This is a genomic window from Alteromonas sp. KUL17, from assembly GCF_006538305.1.
Lineage (GTDB): Bacteria > Pseudomonadota > Gammaproteobacteria > Enterobacterales > Alteromonadaceae > Alteromonas > Alteromonas macleodii.
This window is the reverse complement of record NZ_BJKJ01000021.1, coordinates 1-18582: the sequence shown is the minus strand read 5'-3', so window position 1 is coordinate 18582 and position 18582 is coordinate 1. Positions and strand designations below refer to the sequence as shown.

Annotated in this window: 14 protein-coding genes; 7 read left to right on the top strand and 7 right to left on the bottom strand. The window is 45.0% G+C overall.

The window, feature by feature from the left end; translation table 11 throughout:
* Positions 1 to 61: 61 nt before the first annotated feature.
* Positions 62 to 886 carry a DUF4198 domain-containing protein gene (locus KUL49_RS16045; protein ID WP_131137932.1) on the bottom strand — a complete coding sequence of 275 codons (825 nt, stop codon included), beginning with the start codon at positions 884 to 886 and terminating at the stop codon, positions 62 to 64.
* Between the two features lie 194 nt (positions 887 to 1080).
* Entirely contained in the window at positions 1081 to 3732 is a 2652-nt protein-coding gene (hrpB, locus tag KUL49_RS16040; protein WP_131137931.1) for an ATP-dependent helicase HrpB, read from the bottom strand.
* Positions 3733 to 3963: 231 nt separating this feature from the next.
* On the opposite strand from hrpB, the gene thpR reads away from it, so the two are divergent.
* Together thpR and purU are read left to right on the top strand one after the other, a co-directional pair.
* Positions 3964 to 4617, top strand: coding sequence for an RNA 2',3'-cyclic phosphodiesterase (thpR, locus tag KUL49_RS16035; RefSeq protein WP_131137930.1), 654 nt, complete (start codon positions 3964 to 3966; stop codon positions 4615 to 4617).
* Positions 4618 to 4813: 196 nt separating this feature from the next.
* Positions 4814 to 5668, top strand: coding sequence for a formyltetrahydrofolate deformylase (gene purU, locus KUL49_RS16030; protein WP_131137929.1), 855 nt, complete (start codon positions 4814 to 4816; stop codon positions 5666 to 5668).
* 79 nt (positions 5669 to 5747) lie between these two features.
* Here the strand turns inward: purU and KUL49_RS16025 are convergent, their stop codons facing one another.
* Together KUL49_RS16025 and KUL49_RS16020 are read right to left on the bottom strand one after the other, a co-directional pair.
* Positions 5748 to 6188: a hypothetical protein gene (locus KUL49_RS16025; protein ID WP_131137928.1), complete on the bottom strand. Its 441-nt coding sequence runs from the start codon at positions 6186 to 6188 to the stop codon at positions 5748 to 5750.
* A 148-nt stretch (positions 6189 to 6336) separates the two neighbouring features.
* Positions 6337 to 6855, bottom strand: coding sequence for a YgjV family protein (locus KUL49_RS16020; protein ID WP_014947990.1), 519 nt, complete (start codon positions 6853 to 6855; stop codon positions 6337 to 6339).
* On the opposite strand from KUL49_RS16020, the gene KUL49_RS16015 reads away from it, so the two are divergent.
* From KUL49_RS16015 to KUL49_RS16005, 3 genes are all read left to right on the top strand, one after another.
* On the top strand, positions 6854 to 7039 hold the full coding sequence (locus tag KUL49_RS16015; protein ID WP_014975451.1) for a hypothetical protein: 186 nt from the start codon (positions 6854 to 6856) through the stop codon (positions 7037 to 7039). The genes KUL49_RS16020 and KUL49_RS16015 overlap by 2 nt on opposite strands.
* Positions 7040 to 7108: 69 nt before the next feature.
* Entirely contained in the window at positions 7109 to 9298 is a 2190-nt protein-coding gene (locus KUL49_RS16010) for a M3 family metallopeptidase (RefSeq protein ID WP_131137927.1), read from the top strand.
* Positions 9299 to 9706: 408 nt separating this feature from the next.
* Positions 9707 to 11617: a methyl-accepting chemotaxis protein gene (locus tag KUL49_RS16005; protein ID WP_131137926.1), complete on the top strand. Its 1911-nt coding sequence runs from the start codon at positions 9707 to 9709 to the stop codon at positions 11615 to 11617.
* 60 nt (positions 11618 to 11677) lie between these two features.
* On the opposite strand, the gene KUL49_RS16000 is transcribed toward KUL49_RS16005, so the two are convergent.
* Entirely contained in the window at positions 11678 to 12265 is a 588-nt protein-coding gene (locus KUL49_RS16000; RefSeq protein WP_131137925.1) for a hypothetical protein, read from the bottom strand.
* A gap of 274 nt (positions 12266 to 12539) precedes the next feature.
* On the bottom strand, positions 12540 to 13391 hold the full coding sequence (locus KUL49_RS15995) for a hypothetical protein (RefSeq protein ID WP_131137924.1): 852 nt from the start codon (positions 13389 to 13391) through the stop codon (positions 12540 to 12542).
* Between the two features lie 210 nt (positions 13392 to 13601).
* On the opposite strand from KUL49_RS15995, the gene KUL49_RS15990 reads away from it, so the two are divergent.
* Positions 13602 to 15419, top strand: coding sequence for a sodium:proton antiporter (locus KUL49_RS15990; protein ID WP_014975447.1), 1818 nt, complete (start codon positions 13602 to 13604; stop codon positions 15417 to 15419).
* 294 nt (positions 15420 to 15713) lie between these two features.
* Here the strand turns inward: KUL49_RS15990 and waaA are convergent, their stop codons facing one another.
* Positions 15714 to 17024: a lipid IV(A) 3-deoxy-D-manno-octulosonic acid transferase gene (gene waaA, locus KUL49_RS15985; RefSeq protein WP_131137923.1), complete on the bottom strand. Its 1311-nt coding sequence runs from the start codon at positions 17022 to 17024 to the stop codon at positions 15714 to 15716.
* Between the two features lie 397 nt (positions 17025 to 17421).
* Between waaA and KUL49_RS15980 the strand changes: the two genes are divergently transcribed.
* Positions 17422 to 18531, top strand: a complete 1110-nt coding sequence (locus KUL49_RS15980) for a glycosyltransferase family 4 protein (protein ID WP_131137922.1) — start codon at positions 17422 to 17424, stop codon at positions 18529 to 18531.
* The last annotated feature ends 51 nt before the right edge of the window (positions 18532 to 18582 follow it).

The following is an 18582-nucleotide window of genomic DNA, read 5'->3' as shown; positions in this document are numbered from 1 at the left end:
CGCCATTTCTGGCACGCATTCACTGTTTGGTATTTTCAGTGGCCTACAAGGTGTAAACCACTCACTTTGTTGGTGACTGAAAGTACTCAAACGTTAGGCTTGAAAAATAGGTTTCGAAATCTGCGGCCGCGCTATTTGCAAGTGGGACTCCCCAAACTGTATTCAGAATTACAGGTCCTTCGACGTCAAATTTAAATGTCGCCTTGCCCTCACTATCCGTTTTAACCGCTTGCTCTTTAGCGCTGTGATCAACCAAGGAATACGCATCAATAAGCGCGTTACTCAAAGGCTTACCTTTAAATAATACCTGAACAGATAGCGTGTTTCCTGCAAGCTTGTAAGGATGTTCAAGAGGCACTATTTCCAATGTGTGGCCAATGGGTTTTAATACGTTGTTCGTTACCGCGTCACCAACTTGCACAATGGTTTTCGCCTTTCTAGAGTACAGCTCTTTGCCGGCGATATCGTTTTGTCCCCTCGCCTCGCGGTGCGCCAGCACCTCAGTTAAGCCTTCTTCTCTTGCATACTGATTAAACTTCTTCGCTTTTAATGTGCTTGTGGCGTGATAGCTTTCAAACCCTATGACGTGGGTACCGGATGGGAGCTTGGTTGTTTTTGCCATGCCCGGCAGCATTGAGGTTTTAGGTACAACACTGGCAGCCATATCAGTCACACCGTCAAAAGAGTAGGTGCGCAACGCGACTATTCTATCCCATGCAAGGTTCCAATGAGACGTATCTTCCTTATGACCCACTTTAAACTGCAATGCCAGCGAACTCGGCTCTTTAGAGCGATAGGCTGTGGGTTCTAGCCAAAAATCATGAGCTTGTACGTTAATTGAAGTAACAAACAAAAAAGCAGCAGTAGCAATACAATGTAGTTTCATTGCGTCGTTTAACCCGTAAATAAGAGTAAGATTACATACTTCAACTTAGCGCAAGTTTCCGCGTACGACCACTGTCGTAAAAAACATACTGTGTACGAAACTGGCATATAAGAAAAAGGCGTATAAATACTACTCTTGTTTAAAACAAACAAAAATCACCTGAAAACGATGGTTCGTATAGCCGTATCGGCGCGCTACATATGCTTTTTTGTTTTGCTGGTCGGCAATGCATTTGCTGGGTCATCTGGCCAAAAATGCTTTGGATAGCGCCCCTTCATTTCTTTTTGTATTTCCTTATAACTGCCTTGCCAAAATGCCGCTAAATCACTGGTGGTTTGTAATGGCCTTCCTGCTGGCGACAACAGTTCGCACACAACCGTAACTCGCCCACCAGCTACCGTTAATGGCGTGCTTTGAGAATACAATTCTGGCATTTTGACAGACAGCACCATATCCCCATTATCGCGGTAATCCAGGCTAGCCTCCCTGCCCGTTGGAATAGTCACGTGAGTTGGCAAGAGCGTGGCTAACGCATCTTGCTGAGGCCAAGACAAACCATTATTCAAGGCTGTTTTCCACGGTAACTGCTTGAGATTTCTTATGCTTTTACAGTTTTTTAAGACAGGCGCTAAACTGTCTTTGGCCTGGTGCACCAGGGCGCTTAATGACAACGGCCAGGGGTCGGGCTCATCGAAGGCTTTTTCTTGTGGTAAATTGAGCTTTCCTGCCATGGACACTCTTCGCCACCATTGCCAGTCTGCATCAGAAAGTGGCCAGCTTGCTAGAGGAAGCGCATCAAGGTATGTAAACCATGCATTGCATAACGCATCATCCCAGAATGCTTTTTCACGACTTTTTTCCTGCCCAGAAACCGGTGTGCTATTTAACGTTATCTCATAAAAGCCCGTACTTACTCTGGCTTCCATTACCCCAGTATCGCTGTTAAGAATAACGCTGCGCTTTTCGCTGAATGCGTCTGGGAAGGCAAAGCGCAACCCGCGTTCAGGTACAGGCTGTGCCAAACGTATTGCCACCGTGCTTTTTATCAGCTGCCCGTCAATGACTGCCAGCCATGGCCCATCGCCATTTTCGCTTTCATCAAAAGCAGATGAGCTTCCAGCAGAAGTGAGCTCTGCACCTTTGCCACTTGCCAGCTTATATTCGACTATACTGGTCTTAGGCTTACCGTTTGTTGTATTCGAGCTCTCTGCCGATTTATCTGACGCACTGCGCCGATAGCCCACCTGCAAAGGAAATGCGATGGCGATACCAAGCCCAAGGGCTTGCTCATCTAGTTCGTTAATATCAAGCTTTAAGCGTTGTGCTTTTCCATCATTATCTTGCACGTAGCGCGCATAACGGGAAGCTTGCTGTGTAAGCTGACTGCGCGTATTACTATTGGCGTTTAGCAGCGCTTCCATTACATTTGTTGTGCCGCCCACACTGATATTACTTTCGCTAAGAGCCACAACAAAGGGAGCAGCGTGGCGAAGCGCTTCGTTGTCATCAGCACTAAGTCCATCAATCCCTTGTTTAACGGTCAGCAATAAGTGGGCTAAATGGGGCTGACAGGGTAACTGGGCCAGCGCTCTTCCATAGGGAGTAATGCTGGATTGTGAGATAGCATTAACCCGCTGAAGCTTTTGTTGTGTGACCTGCTGCTGCGCTTGTGTAGGCTTCGTCAACAATGCCAAGGTATCTGGGCTACTGCCCCAGGCTAAGGTATCAAGCAAAAAGCTACTTAAGTCTTCTTTTTCAATTTGCGCCGCATTGTGTTTGGCCAAACGTTCAAAGCTGCTTTTGCTACACAAACGATAGCAGGTTCCGGCCATGACCCGCCCCGCGCGTCCTGCTCTTTGAGTGGCAGATGCTTGCGAAATGCGCTGCTGGGTAAGCGCTGTAATGTCACTTGACGGATGATACTGCGCACTGTTTTCCCATAGGCTATCAATAACCACAGTTACGCCTTCAATGGTTAAACTTGTCTCTGCAATATTGGTAGATAATATGATTTTTCGCCTGCCTTGCGGGTCTGGCATAATAGCGGCTTGTTGGGCTGATTTGCTCAGCGCCCCATAGAGCATGTGAACGGCCATGTCCGCACTCTCAGCTAACCCTTTTATTTCTCTGGCAACGGCATTAATACTTCCTCGCCCAGGCAGGAAAACCAATATATCACCGTCGTGTTCGCCTACGGCCTGCTTTATGATATTGCAGGTTTTGGGTACTAACTCATGCGCCTGCACATCTTGAGTGTAGCGGATATCAACGGGAAACATGCGCCCTTCGGTATTCAAGTTCACTACTGGCTGTACGCTATGCGCATTGAGCAACGTTTGAAGTGGTCCTATATCCAAGGTTGCCGACATGATAATTAAACGTAAGTCATCGCGAAGTCCAGACTGTACTTCAAGCGCTAGTGCCAAACCAAAGTCACTGTGAATACTGCGTTCATGAAATTCATCGAAGACAATAGCGGCTACTCCATCAAGCTCAGGGTCTTGCTGAATCATGCGAGTCAGCACCCCTTCGGTTATGATCTCAAGCCGAGTGGCAGACGATGTTTTCGACTCCCCTTTAATGCGATAGCCAACCGTTTCGCCCACATTTTCATTTAATTGCCTAGCTAAATAGTCCGCAAGGTTTCTCACCACCACGCGCCGTGGCTGCATAAGTAATATTTTTCCTTTAAGCGATGATTTCAGCAGTGACAAAGGAAGTACGGTGGACTTTCCCGCGCCCGGCGGCGCCCCTATAATGGTGTTGTTAGCTGTAACCGCCTCGCGTAACGGTGTAACAAGTTCATAAGCAGGTAAATGAGAAAACGGCTGTAACATAAAGGGCATAAAGGTGTTATAAGTTGATGAGTATAGTGTACCTGATTTGCACGATGTACCCGAACATCACTGCTATTTTTTAAACTTGGTAAAAGACATAACGCTTGCGCCTTGTTTGGAATTCGTAGGTAGCACTATGACAAGTTTAAGTCTTGATGAACGTGTGGCAACGCTTTTACCTTGCAGGTGACACGTTAACTTTATGTACAAACTAAAGGGCAAATTTGAAGGAGGAAAGCTATGCGAAGCTTTATTGGTTTAGACCTTAGCGCCACAGAAAAGCTTGCTCTAGACAGCTGGCGCCAACAGGCATTGCCTGAAGTCATGCCTCGCCAATGGGTGAAAAGCGAATCAACTCGAACCCGTAAGTTTGCCAATAAGCATAACGACCACATCAACAGTCAAGGGCCTGCACAACCTTATGCAGTGCCAGCGGCAAACTTCCACATTACGCTAAGCTTTTTAGGTGAAATAAATCATCGTCAGCACGAGGCACTTGTGTATGAACTCGACCAGCTCGTTAGCGAACCCTTTTCTTTAACACTAAATACAACGGGGTTATGGAATGGCCCTAAAATACTTTTCGCTGCACCGACAGATACACCAAAAGCACTCAGCGAACTCGCCAAATTATCGCGAAAAGCGGCTCGTAGAGCGGCAATTGAGCTAGAAAACAGAGAGTATAAACCTCACGTAACCCTTGTTCGAAAGGCCACTTCGACCTTGCCACTACCACTTTACAGCCCGAGCGTAGACGTCCACATTTCAGCATTTCATCTGTTTGAATCAGTTTCTACGCCGCAAGGAGTGACCTACCCTATTCGTCAGTCTTGGTCGTTAAAACACAACATGTCAGTAAGAGAAAAGCTGCGGCGTGGAATAACTGACGAATAAAGATAAATCCAACACCGAGCGAGTCTTTCTTATTCCCATCGCTTTGATGAGCGCTCTTTTAAAGCCAGAAATTGCTAAAGACCCAGCATGATTATGAGTTATAGCAATTTAAGCTGGTTTTAAGTGGCGCTTAGCCTTTACAACGCCTGGCGTCACGGGTAAAAAGATAGCCTGTTTTTTTAACCATTCTGCCCACATGCAACAAACATTTAGATTAGTTATAGATTGCCCTGATCAAATCGGGCTCGTTGCTAGCGTGTCGCAATTTTTAGCCGACCATAACGCAACCATCGTTGAAGCAAGTCACCATACCGATTTACAAACCGGCCGCTTTTTCATGCGCCATGAAATTAGTACCGACTCGCTAAAATTAGATCACCAGAGCTTTGTTAAAGAGTTCACCCCACTTGCTAACGAATATCAGATGAACTGGAAGCTGAGCGACTCCGGCAAAAAACAGCGCGTCGCTCTGCTTGCCAGCCTTGAGTCTCACTGTTTAGTTGACCTGCTTCACCGCTGGCACACAGGCGAACTACACTGTGATATTCCGGTTATTATTGGTAACCACCCGCAAATGAAACAGTTTGCAGACTGGTACAAAGTCCCTTTCCATTGGGTAGACTTTAAAGCGTTAGGGAAAGAAGCCGCTTTTGCGCAAATCACGACTTTACTTCAAGAGTACAAGATTGATTTGACCGTGCTTGCTCGCTTTATGCAGATTTTACCTGATACCCTTTGCCAAGAATTAGAAGGCAAAGCCATTAATATTCATCACAGCTTCTTACCCAGTTTTGCAGGCGCTAAGCCATACCAGCAAGCCTATGATCGCGGCGTGAAATTAATTGGTGCAACCTGTCACTACGTTACTAAAGACTTAGATGAAGGGCCTATCATTGAGCAAAGCGTAAAACGCATTAGTCACAGCGATAGCGCGGCTGACATGGTGCGCAAAGGTAAAGATTGTGAAGTAACCGCACTGGCTCATGGCGTGCGCTACCATTTAGAAGACCGCGTGATTATTCACAGAAATAAGACCGTGGTGTTTGCGTAAGTTTTTATACTGATAAAATAAAAAAGCCCGCAAGTAAAAACTACTCACGGGCTTCCATTTAAAACTACCTTTGCTCTATCTATACATTCACTTTTATGTTGTTAAACCCATCATCACCAAGCACCTCTTGAAGTCTCGCTTTTATTGCGGCTTCCTTATGAGGATAGTGAAAGTCAAACCCTCTGCCGTTGCCCTTTTCCAAGATAACTCCAAGGTAATGGTGAGAGAAATTAAGCGCATAGATAGTATTGGCGTTAACCCTGAGGGGCTGGCGATCAAGTCCATGTAAAAATTGAAACACTACAACATCACCATCTTTTTCTATCAATTTTTCAATGGGATATCTATTGCCGAAGCGCCTGCTTCTTAAATAAGAGAAAAAGCCAATACATAGCCCAACACTACCTAGGGTAGCCGCGAGTTTAACTTCACCTTCTGCGGTGATATTTAAAATAAAAAGAGCCAGTAGAAACACTGGAACACCAAGAAATAGTGCCTTGTCGATGGGTTTGCGTTGCATCGTCTTCCCTGTGAAATTTTGATTCCCTTTAAAGACGCAATAAATCACAAAGCGGCTATGGTTTCAATACAAGCAACGGTTTCAATACGTCCACTTTCTTGTCATTAAGTTAGTGCAGTTATCGGTCTGACATGAACTACTTTACGCTTCAAACAGGGCTGGTGCGCATGGCACGTCTTAGCTTCATGTAATACCACAGGTTCGAGGCTGCAAACAGGGCTTCAGTAATGGCTAATCCCCACGTTTGCGTAATTATTCCGTACGCAGTGAAGTTGATGGAGCCAATGATCATGCATACCCTTAAACCCGCTTCCTTGCAGTGAAGTTCGCCAAACCGGTATGCCATAAAAGTTAACACCGGCATAGCTTCAACTAACGATGTTTTACCGGTTAGGTTATTCACCGTCAGCACAATAACCATCATAGAGATTAATGTAATGTAGGTTGCCACAGGAGATAGTAGTTTTTGTTTTATTAAACGATAACTGGTACTCAGCCCCGCCACCGTAATTACTACAGCTCCTCCCCACGCTTGCTCGAAAACCAAAAGTGAGCCAATAGCAATACATAACCCTAAATTCAGTAGCAGTAATTTACGTTCAGTGTTCGACCAAAAGGAAGCCAAAGCGAATGCAACGGGAAACGCGTGAAGAAGTAATTCAAACATGATGATCACAGTAAAAAAGTCAGTGGTTTACGAGCTGCGGAAGACAGCTATTCAGAACGCGCGCAGTGTAATTTCCAACCAGCATAAAGCCAATCAAAATTTGACCAATTTCGACGAATTACATATCAGCGCGATTTCTCTTCAAACCGCTGTGCTGCAAGGAATTACGTTAAAGAGCATTTAACTTATTTTTACATTATCTTAAGATGGTTTTTGTCATAAAACGTATAGATAAAAACAGACAGGAAAACTCATGGGTAAATTTAAATCATCACTCACCGCTATGGCGGTTGTGGTTGCACTCGGTGCATGTTCAGAACAAAAAGCACCTGAGACCACCAGCACAGATGTACAAAATACAGCGACATCTCAACAAGCACAGTTTGATAACGTGCTGCTTCAAGAGTTTAAAGGCCCGTACGGTGGCGTGCCTGCTTTCGATAAAATGAATTTGGAAGATTTGAAGCCTGCGCTAGAAAAAGCCATGGAACTGAATCTTAAAGAGATCGAAGCCATCGCAAATAACGAAGCGCCACCAACGTTTGAAAACGTCATTGTTGAAATGGAGCGCGCAGGTGCAGAGCTTGGACGCTTATTCACGTATTACGGCATTTGGAGCTCAAACAAGTCTAGCCCTGAATTCCGCGAAATTCAGGCCGAGATGTCACCAAAACTGTCAGCTTTCTTCACTCAAATTACGCAAAATGAAAAACTCTTTGAAAGAGTGAAAACGGTGTACGAGTCTGATGAACTGAAATCGCTCACGCCAGAAGAACAGCGTATTACGTGGATGACTTACAACAGCTTCGCGCGCAACGGTGCAACGTTAGATGGCGAAGCGAAAAAGCGCTATGCTGAAATTAACCAAGAACTTGCTACTCTGCACACCAAGTTTTCTAACAACGTGCTAGCAGACGAAGAAAACTACGTTACTTATATTACTGAAGACCAGCTTGACGGCCTACCCGCTTCGTTTGTAAAGGCAGCTAAAGCGGCAGCAGAGTCTCGCGGCGAAGAAGGTAAGTATGCGATTACCAATACGCGTTCGTCTATGGACCCGTTCTTGACCTACTCAACCAATCGTGAGCTTCGCGAAAAAGTATGGCGTACTTACTACAACCGCGGTGACAATGCCGACGAGTTTGATAACAATGACATTATCAAGCGCATCCTAATCCTTCGAGATGAGCGCGTTGAGCTGTTAGGTTACGAAAATTACGCACAGTGGCGTTTAGAAGATCGTATGGCGAAGAACCCAGAAAACGCCATGGATCTGATGATGAAAGTATGGCCTGCCGCTATTGCTCGCGTTGAAGAAGAAGTGGCCGACATGCAGGCCATTGCCGATGAAGAAGGTGCAGACATCACTATTGCGCCATGGGACTACCGCTTCTATGCAGAAAAAGTGCGCCAAGCGAAGTACGACCTAGATTCAAACGAAGTAAAGCAGTACTTACAGCTTGATAAGCTGCGCGAAGCGATGTTTTACGTTGCAGGTCGCTTGTTCAACTTCAACTTCACACCTGTTGAAGAAGGCAAAGTACCCGTTTTCCACGAAGACGTGAAAGTATGGGAAGTAACTGACAAAGACAGCGGTGAGCATATCGGTCTTTGGTACCTTGACCCATTCTCACGCCAAGGTAAACGCTCTGGTGCTTGGGCAACGACGTATCGCTCTTACACCACGTTCGATGGCAAGAAGACCGTATTGTCTTCAAACAACTCGAACTTCGTGAAAGGTGCTGATGGCGAAGCTACACTTATTTCGTGGGATGATGCTGAAACCTACTTCCATGAATTTGGTCATGCTCTTCACTTCTTAGCGTCTGACGTAGAATACCCGTCTTCGCATTCTGGCGTACGCGATTACACTGAGTTCCAGTCTCAGTTATTAGAGCGCTGGTTGACCACCGATGAGGTAATCAACAACTATCTGGTTCACCATGAAACAGGCGAGCCAATTCCAGCAGAACTAGTTGAGAAGATTAAGAAGGCCTCAACCTTCAATGAAGGCTTCAAAACCACTGAGTACATGGCTTCTGCCATTATGGATCTGAAGTATCATACTACCGATCCTAGCAAGATTGCCCCTGATACTTTTGAGCGTGAAGAGCTTAAGAAGCTTGGTATGCCAGAAGAAATCGTTATGCGTCACCGTTCACCTCACTTCGGTCACGTGTTCTCGGGTGAAGGTTATGCTGCGGCCTATTACGGCTACATGTGGGCAGAGGTTCTTACTGCTGACGCAGCAGAAGCCTTTATGGAAGCACCGGGTGGTTTCTACGATAAAGAAGTAGGCGATCGGTTAGTGAAATATCTATTCGCCGTACGTAACGCAATGGATCCAGCTGAAGCATATCGCAAGTTCCGTGGTCGTGACGCCAAGGTAGACGCATTGATGCGTGACCGTGGGTTCCCTATTCCTAAGGAAAGCAAAGAGTAAGTTAACGTCCTTACCCTTCCTAGGTCCTGTTGTTATTCGCTCTACATCAAAGAGCAACAGGCCCTAGCTGTGGCTAATTAAATATTTAGCTTCAGTACGCCATTGGCCCTCTTGTTTTCTTCGTAAAGCAGAGGGCTTTTTTGTAACTGACGTTTTTGTAAAGCCTCATCTTTCTATTGACCTATTGGTCAATTATGCTTCACAATCTCTTTGCCCTAGCAAAATGTATAAACTTTGCAGGGAAAAGGTCGATAACTTGTCTGCGCTTTAAAAATAACAATAGCACTAGCGTAAGAATCAGAGAGTAGTACTGACCCGCCTAGGACTCAGTATCAGACGTTGCTGTGCCTGCAATGCCACGTCACCCTTGATCATAAATTTCAGCATTAACTTACGTGGTCGAAAGTCATGACTTTCAGTATAAAACAAAAACTCATTATTTCTCTTATTGTGGCGGTGCTCGCTGCTGCTATTCTTGTAGGTTCTATTAGCCAATGGATTGCCCGTGATCTCGTTAAAGAGAACATGGAAGAACTTCAGCTTCCTTCATTACTTAAACAGGTTGGTAACCGAGTGGACAGGGAAGCAAGTGTAATGCTTACCGTTGCTCACGGCATTGCTTCTAACCCCGACATTCTTGCCTGGTCGTCGGCAGGCGCAGATAGCGCTGGCGAACGCCGTCTCCTTAGCTATTTAAGTAATATCGTTGAATTTAACGATTTAACGGTAGCCTCATTTGTAGACAGAACCACCTACAAATATTGGAACCAAGATGGTTTCTTACGGGTGCTACAAAACGATGAATTTGATGGGTGGTTTTTCGCTTACAAAAATAGCGGCGAACCAATTTCACTAAGCCTATACAACGAACCGGGTCAAGGTTACCGACTTTTTGCGAATTACCAGCAAGTAAACGGCAGAGGTATGTCGGGTGTCGCTAAATCGGTCGATGAGCTGCTAGATATCATCAATGCGGTGAAAATTGCGCAAACCGGCTTTGTCTTTCTTGTTGACGGAAACGGCACCATTATCGCTCATCCCAATACCGAGTTATTGGGAAAGGCTAAGTTAGCGTCCATAAGCGATTCAAGCACATCAGGGCAACTACTCAATCGTCAGAGCTTTGCTATGGCCACCAGTGACGCGGCGGGCGACACGCAACTGTTTGCCAGTACCTATGTGGAAAAAGCCGGTTGGTACGTGGTTGCACAAGTACCTGAGCATGAGCTCTACGCATCGCTAAATGCAGGCAGCCGCCAGATTATTATTTGGGCTTTGGTGATAGCAGGCGCTTTCGCACTTATTGGTATTTGGCTAGCAGGCACGCTTACCAAGCCACTTGAATCACTGGCCGATGTTTTCCAGCAGCTTGGCAGAGGACAAGGCGACTTACGCTCTCGTATTCCTATGCCAGAACAAAAGGAAATTGCCCGATTAGTGGAAGGGTTCAATAACTTTATTGATCACCTTCACGGCACCATTTCGCAAGTGGCGAAAACAAGTCACGCACTAAAGGCGTCAGCACAAGATGTTGCGAAGCAGTCTCATCAAACAGAAAACTCAACCAAGAGCCAGCGCGATCAAACCTTACAGGCGGCAGCCGCGCTAACAGAAATGGGCAGTACGGTAAATGAAGTAGCCCAGTCAGCTACCCATGCTGCGCAAAATGCGAATATGGCTACGACTAATTCCGCTCACGGTCGAGAAATTACCCAACGTGCAGTACACGCGATAAACGGTCTTTCGGGTCAAATTAAAGATGTGTCTCGGGTTATTCAATCGCTAGATGAACACACCGCAGCCATTGGCGGTATCCTCGATACAATTCGAGGTATTTCAGAGCAAACCAATTTACTTGCGCTAAATGCTGCTATAGAAGCAGCTCGGGCTGGCGATCACGGCCGAGGCTTCTCAGTCGTTGCTGATGAGGTGCGAACACTTGCACAACGTGCCGCTCAAGCGACTGATGAAATACAGGTGAAGATCGATAAGTTCCAGCAAGACTCTAAATCTGCCGTTTCGCAAATGGAGTCAAGTCGAGCACGCACAACCGATGTGGTAACCGCAACCAATGAAATAGACAAACTGCTTCAAGATATCGCCGAAGAGATTGCTCACATTAATGATGTGAACACGCAAGTAGCGACGGCTACGGAAGAGCAAGCTACTGTGGTTGAAGATATCAGTCGAAACATTAATGACATTAGTGCATTAAGTGAAGAAACCCTGAATGCGACTAAGATATTGGTTAGCGTGAGTGACAAGCTCGATGAACTTGCGCAAGAACTCTCGTCTGAAGTGAGCAGATTTAAACTTTAAGTTTACTTATGTCTTATGAATGGCAAAGCGGTGAGATAATACAACCTTATGCGCCATCATTTAGAAAGTGATGGCGTATTCTACTTTTACTTGATTGTCACGGCTGGAGCGCCATGGCAATTGCATTGATGCTCCTTCACTTTCCCACGACTCTCTCATAGCTCCAACAGTAAGAAGGTGCTTGTCTTCCTTGAATGGAATTTCTACATAAAGGCCTGCTGATGTACTGGTAGGCAGACGAATTGTATCGGCAACCGGAATGCTCATCTCATGACGGGGGCGTACTTTATGGCTTAACCCCAACCGATAATCACCTCTATCCCACCAGCTAACCACTTCAAATTCGTGGCTTCTGACACGCTGAGACATAACACCGTAGTCAAGCAACCCTTTGTTGTAATGGACAATGGCTTCAACGTTAAACATTGGCGCCAGTTTTTGGCTAAATGCAAGTTGATACTGCTTTTGTTTGCAGCCTTTGAACTTAATTTTGTTTTTGGTGAGGGTTAAGGAAAACGTGTCGTCATTGCTTGAGTATTTGTTGAGCCATTCCTGTGCTTTTTCAACTACGGAAGCATTTGCTGCACCCGCCAATAAAAAACACGGGCAAATACACATTGCTAAAAAGGACTGGTTCAATCGTCTCATTTTTCGCTGCCTCTCAAATTGTGGTTGGCTACAACTTATTCGATCACAATTGCAGTATAGACAGGAAAGTAGGCAGTTGGGTATTAGCCATTTTACTAACATCGACTAAAAGATAACTTTAAAAGAACAACTGCTGACAATGAAAGAGCGCTTATTCACAACCGTGAATAAGCTTGGGGGGATTGGCTGCCAGACATCAATCAGCTCGCCTTTTTTATGGCGTTGCTCGTTGCGGCGTTGCCTGTTTTGGCGCTACTTGTTATGGCGCTTCTTGTTATGGCATTACTCTGGCGCTAGACAACGATGCTTTGCGCCCTTCAGTAGCTTCTTCGCTGAACCAATATGTGCCGCTATTATCCACGCATATGCCTTCAACTTGTTTATATTGCTTAAGCGGCCATACATCAAGAAGGGCAAAGTCGCTTGATACTTGAGCCATGAAAGTAGCAAAGTTTCCAAATGGATCTGATTTGTAGCCGGTGATAACAAACCTATTTTGGCGCTGATCGAAGTCTACCCCAGTTACCACGCCCGGCAGTCCATCAATGGACGCAAACGTACTAATGGTTTGCTCAGCTTCGTCTTCGTTCACTTTATAAATATGGGTTATACCTGTTTTCCAACTTTTAGAAAAAAGAAGCAGGTCATCGCCATGCTTAACCATCGCCTCTGAGTCGAAATCATGTGCATAAGGAATGTTATTCGAAGCGTCATTACCCTCGTATTTCAACGTAATAGAGGTGATGTCATTTACATTTGAGCGGTTTACTTTATGTATTTCGACCTGCTCTCTTTTGCCTTTATTGTTTCCCACATCCGCAATGTAAAACGATGAAGCGTCGGCGGTTATTGCTTCCCAGTCTTTATTGGTGAGCGGTAAGCGCGTTCGTTCAATAATTTCACCCTGGTAATTTATACGATAAATGACGGGAGCATTACCTGAGTCATTTAATGAATACATGCCGTCCGTTTCGCAAAATAGACCCGATGTTTCTGAAAGTTCTTCCGGCAACTCAACGATATTTTCTATTTGTAACTGTGCAGAAGGGATGGGATATTGAACCGCGCATGCCGATGCTAGTACAAGCGATGCTGATAACGCCGCGAATTTAAAGTGAGTGCTCAATGAAAGGCTCCGAAAAGAACGATAAGTAACGAATAATATCAAACCTACCCACTCTCTAACATGCATTTTAGTGCGCTAAATAAGGTCTATTGGTCTAAACTCTTAGCCCAAGCGTATATCGCTATAAACATAGGTTGGCCTAAAGTCTCTGTATGACAAATGTTTAGGCTGATATACCATGGAATAATATCAACACGTTAAGGACTCACTTTGTCAGACCCGCTTCTTTCACTCGTTGCAGTTGGATTGCTGTCAATTACCTGCCAATACTTAGCCTATAAGGTTAGGCTCCCTGCTATTTTACCGTTGTTAATTGTCGGTATTGTGGTTGGCCCTGTTTTTGGCGTGCTCAACGCGGACGACTTATTCGGTGATTTGCTGTTTCCTGTCGTTTCTCTCTCTGTTGCCATTATTCTTTTTGAAGGGTCACTGACGCTGAAGTTCAGCGACATCGCGGGTCACGGAAACATGGTTCGAAACCTTTGCTCTGTGGGCGTGGTTGTAACCTGGCTTGTCGCAGCCACTGCAGCGCACTACAGTCTTGATCTTACTTGGCAGCTATCCTTCCTATTCGGAGCCATTGTTACCGTAACAGGCCCCACGGTTATAGTGCCCATGCTCAGAACCGTGCGACCGAAAACGAATTTGGCCAATATCTTGCGCTGGGAAGGGATTGTCATAGACCCTATCGGCGCTCTGCTCGCCGTACTGGTTTTCGAGTTTATCGTTGCATCGCAAGAAACCGCCATTACCCATACGCTAATAGCGTTTGGCAAAACCATTGGAATTGGCTCCGTACTTGGTCTCGCTTCTGGCTATCTGCTTGGTCTGTCTATTCGCAAAGACTGGATACCGCACTATTTGCTTAACACCGCAGTGTTAACCGTTATTCTGGGTGTGTTTGCAGCGTCTAATTATGTTGCGCACGAGTCTGGCCTTTTGGCCGTTACCATCTCTGGTATGGTACTGGCCAATATGAAGGACGTAGACGTAGAAGACATTCTTGAATTTAAAGAAACCCTCAGTGTTTTACTTATTTCAGGCTTATTTATTCTGCTTGCCACGCGTTTGAACTTACAATCGGTAGTGGATGTAGGTTGGGGCTCCGTTGTAGTGCTTGCCGCCATTATGTTTGTGGCTCGGCCTTTGTCCGTATTGGCGTCCTCCGTTGGTACCGGACTCAAGTTAAACGAATTAGCCTTGCTAAGCTGGATTGCACCTCGCGGTATTGTTGCAGCGGCGGTATCAGCCCTTTTCTCTTTAAAGCTTGAAGAAATTGGCTATGAAGGCGCGGGTATTATCGTTCCTATTGTCTTTATGGTGATTATTGCAACAGTAGTGGTACAGAGCCTTACTTCACGCACTGTTGCGTCGCTACTTAAGGTGAGAGCGCCTGCGCCAACTGGCTATCTGATTTTCGGTGGCAGTAAATTCAACCGCGCTTTAGCGACGGAAATGATAAACCAAAAACTAGACGTTACCATTGCAGATACTAACTGGGACGCAATAAGAGAAGCGCGTATGAAGGATATCCCAGTATATTTTGGCAACCCAATGTCTGACCATGCAGCACGACATCTTGACCTGAATACATTCGGGACCGTGCTGATTATGTCGCCTTATAAACAGCTTAACCCACTTATTGCTTATCACTTTGAATACACGATGGGCAAAGACAAAGTATGGGCGCTGACAAATAACGAACAATCTACGCGACCAAGTCACCAAGTTAGCGAACAATACGCGAAAAAACTTACTCTGTTCGATGAAGGTGTTACTTATGGGTATTTAGCATCGGCCATTGCCCGTGACTCAATGGTGAAAACCACCCGTTTATCTGAAGAGTTTACTTACGAGCAGTACATTAAACAGTATGGTGAGCGCGCTACACCTCTCATTGCAATCAACGCTGAAGGTAAGAGCTATACTTTTATCAACGGTAACAGTATTCAGCCTAAAGCAGGATGGCGTGTGATTAGCTTGATTGAACCAGAACGAAAAGAAGAAAAAGTAGAAGTGCAAAAGTAAGAAAACCTCCTGCCCACCGGCAGGAGGTCTCTCCCTGGAAAACGCGCAACGCAGTGCCCTTTTTAAAAGGTGCATATTTATTTGGATTTTACTGTTGTTACGCTGTCGCACACTTTATAGCAAGCAGCGAACCAACTTTGACAATCCTTTTATAATCAAATAGATAGCTAAAAACCAAGTCCCTATTCATTATCTTTTAGCTGTCACAGCGCCTAATTTGGTGCATCAGACGCACAAATGCGGGGTTCCTTTTTTGTTCAATAACAACGAGTTGCTGTTTTTGACTGACGGCATTTAACGAATACTGCGATGTATACACGCTAAAGTAGAATCTAACGCGCCGCTGTTATCCTGTAGTACCTTTTTACCGGCCATTCCCGCTTTTTCAGCTTTACTGGGTGATTCAAGCCATTCTTGTACCGTTGAAGAAACGCGAGAAGCATCTTCTACAATGCTTAATGCGCCACATTCTTTTAAATATTCGCAGATAACAGGGTTATTATAGGTGTGTGGCCCCATCATTATTGGCAACGAGAATGCTGCCGGCTCAAGCGCATTATGGCCGCCTCTATCGGCAATAGAGCCGCCAACAAAGGCAAATGTTGCTACCGCATAAGCATGATTTAACTTACCCATTTCATCCAACAGGATAACGTTCACATCGTTTGGAACGTTATCTACCTCTGAACTTTTGACGAAGTTCAGATTATGCTTTTCAAGTAATTTTGCTACGGCTTCAAAGCGCTCTGGATGGCGAGGGACAATAATCACCCGTAGTTGAGGGCTCTCTTTCCATAAAACCTTTGCAGATTCAACGATAACGCTCTCTTCAGGTTCGTGCGTGCTGCCTGCAACTAGTATTGGCCTTTCACCCTTAGCTAACCCAAGAAAATGTGCAGAAGAGCTCGCTGTATTTGCGGCTTGATCAAACTTAATATTATTCGTGAGGGTTAGCTTATCTTGCGCAACACCAAGCCATGCATAATTATCATAGTCTCTCTGCCCTTGAGCACATACGTGAGATAGCTTAGCCAACATAGGGTTAAATAGTTGTCCGATTTTTTTATAACGTTTAGCCGAGCGCTCAGTCATGCGAGCATTTATTACCATAACGGGAATATTGCGCTTCCAGCACACGTGAATTAGGTTTGGCCATAGTTCAACTTCTGTAATCATTACTGCTTTGGGCTTAATGCGTTTCAGCATTGAAGACATAGTCAGCGACAAATCATAAGGCAGATAGAAATGGTGAACAGTGTCTTTGAATATATCTCGAACGCGAGCAGAGCCTGTAGACGTGGTTGTAGTAACGGTTATTTGCGCGTCTGGCTCGTGTTGCATTATTCGCTTTATTACGCATGAAGCAGCCACGACTTCTCCCACTGAAACACAGTGAAACAAATAGCCATTCTGCTTGAGCGGCTTTGGAACTATGCCAAAACGCTCAAATCTCCCTCGATGTGAGTCATCGCTTGTTTTCGTGGCTTTTATTAATAAATGAATAAATGCGAAGGGAATGGCAATCGCCAATACAAGCGAATATCCCCACCGGCAGAGCGTTTCAAGTAGAGTAGGTTTATAGCCACGTGTATTGGCAACAACCATAAATACATCCTTTTTGATACAGATACTTCGACGGCACGACTACAAGTGATCGACTATCGATGTTGAATTATGCTTTTCAAATACGGTGTGCTGGGCACTGCGAAACACCCACTCCCAGAGGTAAGCAGGTAATTCTAGCTATCTAGTGCCGCAGTTCCCGATAGATTCTTTCGACATTGTAGTGGCTAAATAGCCCGCGTCTAGGGCAAAGCGACCCTATACGTAAGTAAATAGTGTATATGAGAAAGGCAATAATATATTGATCACTCGCTTTATGCGTATAGCGATGTTTAAACAGCAAGATGTAACCACAACCATATAAGAAAAGCCGCAAAAAAACGGTCTTAAATAAAAAAGCAGCGTATACAGAATATTAAATAAATTTTAAGGAAGGCATTTGAGTATACGCGTTCTTCACATTGAACTTGGCATACATCTTCACGGTGGCGCAGAACAAGTTGCATACCTCATCAATGCGTTAGAGCACCATGATGATATTTCACTTCACTTGGTTTGCGCTGAAGACAGTGAGATTCGTCATACGGCTTTTGGGTATTGTGAAACGCATACCATTAAGTATGCCGGTGAGTCAGACTTCCTATGTGTAAAGCGTTTACTGGAAGTCGTAAATGGGGTTAACCCAGATATTATTCATGTGCACAGCGAACGGGGTTCGGATGTATGGGGTGCCATGCTCGCCAAAATTTCAGGTGTGCCTACGGTTTGCACAAGGCGAATAGATAACCCCGAAACTCACTTTTCATTTTATAAGTACAAACAATTCGATGCAGTTATCAGCGTATCTGAAGGTGTGAGGAAAGTGGTTTCACTACATTGTGAAGGCGTAGAACATCAGCGCGTTATATATCCAGCAGTCGACTTAACAGAGTATTCCCAACGCAAAGATAGCGGTTGGCTGCGACGTACATTCTCTATTCCTGAAGACCATATCGTCATTGCAAACTTCGCTCAGTACATATCTCAAAAAGGGCAAGCGGATATCATTTTGGCTATGCACGATGTATTGAACAAGCATGAAAATGTAACCTGTTTATTGTTTGGCGAGGGAAATCTAAAAGAGAGCTATCAATCACTTATAGAACGCCACAAGCTAGACGAGCATGTGAAGCTTTGCGGTTTTACTAAAGAGGTAGCTAAAATACTCCCTAATGTAGATATTCTAGTTCATCCTTCCTATTCAGAGGGTTTAGGCGATATTTTACTTCAGGCAGGTGCTAATAAATGTGCAGTGTTATCTAGTCCTGTAGGGGGAATACCCGAAGTTATCAAGCATAAGGAAACAGGTGTTATGGTAGCGCCGGGAGATATTGACGGAATTGGGGAGAGCTTAATTAGTCTAATTGAAGCCCCTGATAAAAGAGCACAATATGGAGAGGCCTTGTATAAGCTTGTAACAAGTAAATTTGGTATAGAAAGGATGACCGATGCCTACGCTGATTTATACAAGACGCTAGTCTTCAACGGCGCTGATAATGAACACGCTTAAGCCTATGGAAGCACGTGTAAGAAACTGCAGACACAAAAAAGCCGCTCGAGT

Excerpts from the sequence above, each read along its gene's own strand:
- KUL49_RS16020 (WP_014947990.1), bottom strand. The coding sequence starts at position 6,855 with ATGTTTGAATTACTTCTTCACGCGTTTCCCGTTGCATTCGCTTTGGCT.
- purU (WP_131137929.1), top strand. The coding sequence starts at position 4,814 with ATGCAACAAACATTTAGATTAGTTATAGATTGCCCTGATCAAATCGGG.
- KUL49_RS16005 (WP_131137926.1), top strand. The coding sequence starts at position 9,707 with ATGACTTTCAGTATAAAACAAAAACTCATTATTTCTCTTATTGTGGCG.
- hrpB (WP_131137931.1), bottom strand. The coding sequence starts at position 3,732 with ATGCCCTTTATGTTACAGCCGTTTTCTCATTTACCTGCTTATGAACTT.
- KUL49_RS16015 (WP_014975451.1), top strand. The coding sequence starts at position 6,854 with ATGATGATCACAGTAAAAAAGTCAGTGGTTTACGAGCTGCGGAAGACA.
- thpR (WP_131137930.1), top strand. The coding sequence starts at position 3,964 with ATGCGAAGCTTTATTGGTTTAGACCTTAGCGCCACAGAAAAGCTTGCT.
- waaA (WP_131137923.1), bottom strand. The coding sequence starts at position 17,024 with ATGGTTGTTGCCAATACACGTGGCTATAAACCTACTCTACTTGAAACG.
- KUL49_RS16045 (WP_131137932.1), bottom strand. The coding sequence starts at position 886 with ATGAAACTACATTGTATTGCTACTGCTGCTTTTTTGTTTGTTACTTCA.
- KUL49_RS16025 (WP_131137928.1), bottom strand. The coding sequence starts at position 6,188 with ATGCAACGCAAACCCATCGACAAGGCACTATTTCTTGGTGTTCCAGTG.
- KUL49_RS16000 (WP_131137925.1), bottom strand. The coding sequence starts at position 12,265 with ATGAGACGATTGAACCAGTCCTTTTTAGCAATGTGTATTTGCCCGTGT.
- KUL49_RS16010 (WP_131137927.1), top strand. The coding sequence starts at position 7,109 with ATGGGTAAATTTAAATCATCACTCACCGCTATGGCGGTTGTGGTTGCA.